An 8,271-nucleotide genomic window follows, 5' to 3' on the forward strand; every position below is an offset into this window, starting at 1 on the left:
AGTAGATGCTTTGGCAGTAGTTTCATGCTTGGTTAAATTGATATCATCGAACGCAGGCTCATTAACCCTATCAGTCGCGTGGCTCGAATCTACAAAGGCGTCATCAATAGCTGGTAATAGCAGCACTTCGCTTAAATGCGGAAAACGCTCAAAGATTAAAGGCAAGTAACTGACTGCCATGCCTAGATGTAAGGATTGGCGTAGTAGCATGGTTTGCTGATCTTGGTACAATACAATTTGCTGCCCTGCGCCCTCTTCTGGCGTTGGCAGTAATAAAAAATCAGGCAATAACGCTACGATGTTCATGCCAACAAGCTTAGCGCTTTGCTGCCATGCTTCGATATCGCTTTGAGCCAAAGCATAGAGATGATGACTGCTCTTCTCAGTCACTTGGCAAATGGCTAATTGTTCAACCGGCGTCAGAGAAGTTTCTTCAAATAAATACTGCTTACCGCTTAAGCCTAATTGTTTGAGCTGAGCCGTATTTAGCTCAGACTCTACTTGTAAGACATGGCTTGATGGGAAATACAGACAAACCGATTTTTGACTATTGGTTTTATAGCTACCATAGATATCATGCAGCTGTTGCCAGCCGTCGACCAATTGCCATTGTTTTATGTCTTCGTGCCAGACCGCTAGAGGACTGTGCTGCGCTCTTAACCAAACATGTAACACCAAATGTGTCCTTAATTATCAAAGCTGTTGTTTAGAGTCATTGCTGATTAAAGCTGTCATTTATTAAAGCTATGGTCTAGCAAGCATTTAAATGTTTTATGAGCGTGTGTATTATTGAGACTAATAAGGTTGTTCTGGGACAAAACGATCAATCTCAGTTGCCATACCCAACATGACAAAATCCATCTCAAACACGCGCGCTTCTGCTAAAGCAAACGATTCAGGGTAATCACCCGTCAGCAGCCCTGCGATATGAGCAACGATAGACATGTGACAGACAACCACCAGACACTCCGCTTCAACATTACCAATGTCGATGAGCGCCTGATGGGCATCGTCGGACGGCGTGATATTCTCCTGTATTTGTGAGGGCACGTTAGGAGCGCATAACTGTAATGCCGCCAGCGTCTGCTGCGCCCGCTTATAAGGGCTCACAACAAAACAATCAGGTTGATAATGAGTGGTAATATACTCTGCCGTTTGCGCCGCTTGCTGCTGGCCAAAATCCGTCAACTGCCGCGCACTGTCTGGGCGCGTCTCATCTTCTGCTTGACCATGACGTACTAAGATAATTTTCATAATCTTAACCACCTAGTTTGTTACGTTTACCTGACTCTTTCGATACTAATGCTATTTAATTATTATGCTGAAGCGACGTTTTGCTAAGTACTTTACTTATTATCATCATCTTTTTTATCTTTAGCCTTGCTTGCCGTTTGCATTTGTGCGGTTAGGGCAGCATTGCTATGGTCATGCTCCATGACAAACTCAACATCACTACGGAATCCTGCTTCCATGAGATGTAAAGCAACGCCAAGTGCCGCTTTATCCTCATAAATGACTGCATGAAGCGCATGGGTAATCGGCATATAAATGCCTTCTTTGGTGGCTTTTTCATGTACCTGCTGAATGGTGTTGACACCTTCAGCGGTTTGTCCCAATTTTTTGACCGCCGCATCAATGGTCATACCGCGACCAAGCATATTACCAATACGATAGTTGCGGCTCAGCTCTGAGCTACAAGTCGCGTATAAATCACCGACGCCCGACAGACCTAAAAAGGTCAGCGGATTGGCACCAGCATGGACGCCGAAACGGCTCATTTCTGCTAAACCACGGGTCAATATCATGGCTTTGGTATTTTCGCCCACTTCATAAGCCGCCGCCATACCCATGGCAATGGCATAAATATTTTTTAGCGCACCACCAAGCTCAACACCGCGAACATCATCACTGGCAAACACTCTAAAGAAAGCACTATGCAGCGCTGCTTGTACCGCATGGCGTAATGGCTCAGAGTCACTGGCAATGACCGTAGCAGACGGCATATTTTTCATGATCTCAATGGCGAGATTTGGCCCTGACATTACGCCAAAATTTACTTCCGGCAGCTCATCTTTAATAATATCACTCATCAAAGCAAAGGTATCTTTTTCCATACCCTTGGTTAAAGAGACAATAGATTGCCCACTAATAAAGGGCGCGATGCTTTTAAGGGTTTCGCGAAACGCGAGGCCTGGGACAGCGATAAAAATAATATCGGTATCTTTGACCGCCGCTTGTAAATCATGACTGTATTTGAGGCGATCATCAAGCTTATACCCCGGTAGGTATTTTTTATTGGTCTGCGTCTTTGCCATGGCTTTGACCGTCCGCTTATTGCGTACCCACAGCGTGGTATCACAGCCATTGCGCGCGGCTAAGTTTGCCATCGCCGTACCAAAACTACCGCCTCCTAAAAATGCCAGACGCAGCTTGGTTGGATTGTTATGGATTTCTGCCATGTTTTTTGCCACCGCAGATTCAACCGCGCTAGGATTTAACTTCTTACGCCCTAGCCCAGATTTGGTGGCACGCTCAATGATACCGGATAGCAAACTGTTTTGTTTTTCAGCACCTTGATTGTCTGTTTGACTGTCCTCTATATTTGCATCTGTCTTTTTATCATTAGCGCTGGTCATATTATTTTATCCGTATTGACTGACTTAATTATGATTAGAATTTGTGCTGAGTATACAGTGAGATTGAGGGTATGTTTCAACAATTATTGATATAGAACCGTTATTTTATTGAAATAACGTGACCAGTTTGGTCATTGTTTTGCTTTGCTGTATCACGTTATAGCAACGCTTACTTTTTTGAAACATCGCCGTAATCATAGACCTGTCTGGACGCTATGACTCAAAACGTAGTAACGGCTCAATATCAATCGGCTTGCGCGTAGGCATATCGCACAGACTGCTACCAGTATAAACAAAAGCCGTGACATAATCATCTGCCCCAACGCCAAAATAAGCTTTGACGGCAGGCTCATTAGCCAATAAACCCGTACGCCAAACTGTGCTAAAACCTTGAGCTTGTAACGCCAAAATTAAGTTTTGCACTGCCGCGCCAGCACTGAGCATTTGCTCAAAAGGTGGCACTTTTTTATGCACTTGCATATGGGTAACGACCGTAATAATAACCGGGGCACGCAGCGGCATATTGTAGGTTTTTTTGCGTGATTTCTCAGACAGCTCTTCGCCCTCTTGCGCCGCTTGTGCTTCAGCAGCCGCTAAAAAGGCACGGCCCAAGTCATGACGCGCATTACCTTGAGTGACGATAAAGCGCCACGGACGCAGTTTTTTATGATCAGGCGCGGTAACCGCACAGCTAATAGCTGCTCTAATCTGGCTTTCTGTCGGTGCCGGAATGCTCAAATTGCCGATACTACGTCTTGATTTAATCCAATTAATCAGCTGCTCATCGGTCACTTGCGCATTTGCTCCGATCGAGCTTTCGGCTTGATTTTCTTCACTATTACTGTTCAGTTCGTTACTATCCAGTTCGTTACCGTTATCCATATTATCTTCAGAACTATTCATGTTTTATCCTTATTTATTATTATGCAAATGCATTAGCGATATGCCTTACGCCGCTTCTGAGCCTTCGATGCGATGATCCATGCGCAAATAGTCCTCTGACTGCATCTCAAGCAGGCGTGAACGTGTACGCTCAATCTCAAAGGCCAATTTTTGTCCTTGATAGAGCTCGAGAATTGGCTGCTCTGCTCTTACCAATAGTTTGACGCGGCGATCATAAAACTCATCAACCAGATAAATAAAACGGCGGGTCGGATCACGCAAATCATCATCTAAAGCGGGCACAGAATTGATTAACACCGTGCTAAATTCTTTGGCAATCTCGATAAAATCAGACGCTGAGCGCGGCTCCATACACAAATGACGGAAGTCACAAAATAAAATATCTTCAGTACGGGCATTGATTTTGATTTCGCGACCATTAATGGTAATAGGCGCGTTGCTGATTTTTTGATTGTTAGACAAGCTAGCGAAACGGTTGGCAAGCCAGTGGTGATTGGCTTTGGTCAACGGCGACTCATATAACTCCGCTTGCTGTAAGACACGCAGGCGATAATCAATACCAGAGTCAATATTCATCACTGTGGTGTGACGCTCAACTTCGGCGATAGCTGGCATAAAGCGATCACGGTGTAGACCATCTTTATAAAGCCCTGCTGGCTCAATGTTTGATGTGGCGACCAAGGTCACGCCGCGATTAAACAGCATGGTAAACAAATCACCTAAAATCATCGCATCTGAGACATTGGAGACAAAAAACTCATCAAAACAAATAATCACTGCTTCTGCATAAATGATATCCGCGACTTTTTCTAGCGGATCGCTTTGACCTTGTAGATTATTTAGCTCTTGATGGACGCGCTGCATAAAGTGGTGAAAATGCTGGCGCATCTTACGCTCAATGGTCAAAGAGTCGTAAAACATATCCATCATCCATGTTTTACCGCGTCCTACCCCACCCCACATATATAAGCCTTTGGGCGCAGCGGGTTTTGATTTTAGAAAGCTAAAAAAGCCTTTTTTTTGCGCCACGCTATCATTGAGCTGATGATACAACCCATCTAAATAGCTCATTGCCTGATATTGCTGCTCATCTCGAGTAAACTCATCAGTGCTAATGGCTTGCTCATAACGTTGCAAGGGAGATAAACTCATAATACGACTCATCATTAGACAAAATAAATATAAAAAACTAAAAGCATTGTTAGCTAAACGGGCTAACAAAATCTATTTTTAGTGCGAATCTTTAGACCCAAAACTATGCTCTTCCAACAAACCTTTTAGCTCAGATAAACGTCCGTGGAAAAAGTGCCCAGCGCCATCAACGATACTAACCGGCAGCCCGAGACGCTCAGCAAACTCCTGCATGCTAGCAGGCGCAACCACATTGTCTTCATTACCATATATTTCAAAGGTTTTCTCAATCGGTAAGCTCAAATCATCGGTGGCGTTTTTTTCAACGGAGGGTGCGATAAGAGCAACGTTTGCTATTTCAAAATCACTCAATCCCCAAATGTGCGGCGATACCATGATTTGCTCAGCGACACGCGCTATCACATAACCACCAAAGGAGAAGCCACCTAGCCATAGCTTACGAGCGTTGGTCTGCTCTGCAATCCATTGTAGCACGGTCATCGCATCGACTACTTCACCATCTGCGTAGTCGTGCTCGCCGGTTGACTGTCCAACACCGCGAAAGTTAAAACGTACCACATGCATGCCGTTATCACGCGCAAAACGATACATGGTCGTAACCACTTTATTGTTCATTGTGCCTTCAAATAACGGATTGGGATGGCAAAGTAGCGCCACGGTATCGGTATTCGCATCTTTAGGATTGTCTTGTTGCCATAACGCGTCGACTTCGAGCACGCCAGCAGGAGCAGGAATCAGTTGCATAAATTTACTTATTGGTTAAAAGTGAATACCTCAATTATCCTAGATATGGTTTATATTTCAAGTAATTTGCTGTGTACCTGCAACGTTGCACACAATAACCGCCTAGACACTCCTTGTCGCAATACGTTAGATTCATACAAGTTGTCGAGCAATATATTGAACTTATAGGAAAAAGGAAACCATTATGAATATTTTTAATAAAACTGCCACCTTAACGGCGACATTAGCGGCGGCTCTGGCTTTAAGTGCCTGTCAAAGCACGCCTTCTTCACCGGTGATTCAGCGCGCTAACTCTATTTATGAAACCACGGGCATCGCTGAGAGTAAAGTCAAAGCTCAGCAAAATGCGATAGACAGTGCGCAAAAAACCTGTGGAAGAAAACAAGTGATTATCGTTGATGACAAAGTAAAATATAATGGTATTTTAAATGAGCAAACGGGCCGTATGGTCGGACAAGCAGGCGCGGTCATCGGTTCAATCTTTGGGACAGGCACGCCAGATTTATCACGTAAAGATGATTATGAGTATATGATTAATTTTCGTTGCCAATAAAAAATGATAATTTAACAAAGCTCTTAGCCAATAAGTTTGCGAGATAGCTATTATATTCATCGCAGCTTATTGGCTTTACTTTTTGTCGCGGCACTTTTGGGGTAAACTATCCTGTCTGGTCTTTTATACCTTCAGCTTTTACTTTGATGAGTTAATCTAACGCCACCAGCCTTTCAGCCTCGATTACCTTTGGTCTCCTATTATGCGCAAACCCAATCTAGCAAATATGAAACAAACCAGCTCTAAAAAAGACAAAGTATTAGTGCCTGCCAAAGATTTAGCGACCTTGGAGGCTGAACTGGCGGAGCAAGAAAACAGTCTGGAAGTCAGTTTAGAAGATACGGTTTTGCGCCTAAGTGATTACTTATCGGCGGTCGATATGGTCATCAAACAGACCTTTAATCACCGCGTATGGGTCAAAGCTGAGATTCGCAACCTATCAAGTAAAGGTGGGCATTATTACTTTGAGCTGGCAGAAAAAGATGACGACGGCAAAGTTATTGCCAGCTGCCGTGGTAATCTTTGGCGCTTTAAAGCAGCGCGTGTCTTAGCAAAGTTTGAGCGCGCAACCGGCATGCCGCTTGACCGTGATTTGACCGTCTTACTCAAAGTATCGGCAGGCTTTCATGCACAATACGGTTTCTCACTGACGATTGAAGATATTGACCCAAGCTACACTTTAGGCGACTTGGCGCGGCAATATGCGGAGATGGTCGACCGCTTGACTGGCGAAGGCTTATTAAACCTGAATCAGCAGCTACCCGTCCCATTTGATATCGAGCATGTTTTAGTCATTGCCCCTGAAAAAGCCGCTGGATTAGGCGACTTTCAAGCCGATGCGGACCGCTTAGCTCGTACAAGTGCCTGTCATTTCCATTATCACAATGCTACTTTTCAAGGCAATCATGCGCCAGGTGAAATCCGTCAAGCTATCGTTAGCGCCCAGCAGCAGTTTTACGACACCTATCAGCGCCTGCCAGATTTATTAGTCATTATCCGTGGCGGCGGCGCCGTTGGTGATTTGGCATATCTCAATGATTACGAGCTTGCCGCTCTTGTTGCCGAGCAACCTATCCCTGTCTGGGTTGGTATCGGTCATGAGCGTGATAAAGTGATTTTAGATGAAGTGGCGCATAGCAGCTTTGATACGCCATCAAAAGTGATTGCTGCTATCATGGCGCATTTAGCCCAGCTCGTCACGCAAACCCTGCAATACCAAGCGCAAATAAAACAAGCAGCGCAGCGTCAACTGAATATCACTGAGCAACAAACGACACGCCAGTTGAGTCACATTCAGTCGCAAACGATTGGTCAACTGACCGCCCTGCAAAAAGATAGTGATTATGCCTGGCAGAGTATTCAGCAAAGTGCCCAGCGCCAAGTCAAACAAGCAGCCAGACGAACCAGTGAGATGCGAGTCCAAACTCAAAATTCTGCTTATCAGCAATTAACCATTGCATCAAGTTATAGCCAAAACCAAAAAAAGACGATTATACATAGTGCCCAGCAGCAGTTGCTACAAGCACGACGTGATAGCGAATATCTGCGCGATATTGTGCTCTTGCATCGTCCTTCTCGTGTGCTTAAGCAAGGCTACACCATGCTGACCGATGCAAAAGACAAGCAGATACTGACCAGCAGTACGCAACTTTATGCTGAGCAAACGGTACATATCATCTTAAAAGATGGTAAAGCAAAAGCACAGATTATTGATGTGAAGACCAATTAGTTATAGTCTATTTGCCATAAAAATACAGAGCTGTTGGGATAAGTTTTGCGTAGCCTCGAACAGTGACAAAGTCACACAGCAAGCAAGGAAAATTTATACCAGCAGCAGACTCCTGAAACTAAAATATTTAACAACTTTTTATCTACTTTTCTTTCTATATTTTTTTCTTAAACTAATGTGAATATTAGGAAACCTTATGACAACCCCTACTCGCAAACGTAAAAAAGCCGCCCCAAAGACCTTTAAGGCAGCTTATGATATTCTAAAAACCAATGCCGCTGAGCTACAGCAACAAGATGAGCCCGATATCGATAATCTGATGACGACAGTGGAAGAGTCGATTGCCGCCTATCGTGTTTGCGAAACTCGTATTAATGCCGTGCAGCAAGCATTAGATGCCGCTTTCGCCGAAGAAGATAGCACAGAGAACATCGACATTTAAGTTAAGCCAATTCTACTCTGGCTCATCGACTTCAAAGACTTGGCGTAAATAGGCAAGATAGGTATCATTATTGATCATGGTCTTGCCTGGGCTGTCTGATAATTTAGCAACT

9 protein-coding genes are annotated in these 8,271 nt (G+C 44.3%); 3 read left to right on the forward strand and 6 right to left on the reverse strand.

Translation table 11 applies throughout. The features are described 5' to 3' along the window. The 6 genes from V7D75_RS08795 to V7D75_RS08820 form a co-directional block, all read right to left on the reverse strand. On the reverse strand, positions 1-675 hold a 675-nt coding region (locus V7D75_RS08795; RefSeq protein WP_333614257.1), incomplete at its 3' end, for a type II secretion system protein GspL. 120 nt (positions 676-795) lie between these two features. After that, positions 796-1,254 carry a SixA phosphatase family protein gene (locus V7D75_RS08800; RefSeq protein WP_333614258.1) on the reverse strand — a complete coding sequence of 153 codons (459 nt, stop codon included), beginning with the start codon at positions 1,252-1,254 and terminating at the stop codon, positions 796-798. Between the two features lie 92 nt (positions 1,255-1,346). Next, positions 1,347-2,636 (reverse strand): NAD(P)H-dependent glycerol-3-phosphate dehydrogenase, encoded by a 1,290-nt coding sequence (locus V7D75_RS08805; protein WP_333614259.1) that lies wholly within the window; start codon positions 2,634-2,636, stop codon positions 1,347-1,349. Positions 2,637-2,849: 213 nt separating this feature from the next. Then, positions 2,850-3,539, reverse strand: a complete 690-nt coding sequence (locus V7D75_RS08810; RefSeq protein ID WP_333614260.1) for a nitroreductase family protein — start codon at positions 3,537-3,539, stop codon at positions 2,850-2,852. Positions 3,540-3,584: 45 nt separating this feature from the next. Further along, on the reverse strand, positions 3,585-4,691 hold the full coding sequence (gene zapE / locus V7D75_RS08815) for a cell division protein ZapE (RefSeq protein WP_191692056.1): 1,107 nt from the start codon (positions 4,689-4,691) through the stop codon (positions 3,585-3,587). Between the two features lie 78 nt (positions 4,692-4,769). Then, positions 4,770-5,435 (reverse strand): alpha/beta hydrolase, encoded by a 666-nt coding sequence (locus tag V7D75_RS08820; RefSeq protein WP_333614261.1) that lies wholly within the window; start codon positions 5,433-5,435, stop codon positions 4,770-4,772. Between the two features lie 184 nt (positions 5,436-5,619). On the opposite strand from V7D75_RS08820, the gene V7D75_RS08825 reads away from it, so the two are divergent. From V7D75_RS08825 to xseB, 3 genes are all read left to right on the forward strand, one after another. Continuing rightward, positions 5,620-5,988, forward strand: coding sequence for a hypothetical protein (locus V7D75_RS08825; RefSeq protein ID WP_068408202.1), 369 nt, complete (start codon positions 5,620-5,622; stop codon positions 5,986-5,988). A 202-nt stretch (positions 5,989-6,190) separates the two neighbouring features. Continuing rightward, positions 6,191-7,717, forward strand: a complete 1,527-nt coding sequence (gene xseA / locus V7D75_RS08830; protein ID WP_333614262.1) for an exodeoxyribonuclease VII large subunit — start codon at positions 6,191-6,193, stop codon at positions 7,715-7,717. A 196-nt stretch (positions 7,718-7,913) separates the two neighbouring features. Beyond that, positions 7,914-8,159 carry an exodeoxyribonuclease VII small subunit gene (xseB, locus tag V7D75_RS08835; protein WP_288726276.1) on the forward strand — a complete coding sequence of 82 codons (246 nt, stop codon included), beginning with the start codon at positions 7,914-7,916 and terminating at the stop codon, positions 8,157-8,159. Positions 8,160-8,271: the final 112 nt, after the last annotated feature.

The sequence above is a fragment of the Psychrobacter sp. genome, from assembly GCF_036731945.1.
Classification (GTDB): domain Bacteria; phylum Pseudomonadota; class Gammaproteobacteria; order Pseudomonadales; family Moraxellaceae; genus Psychrobacter.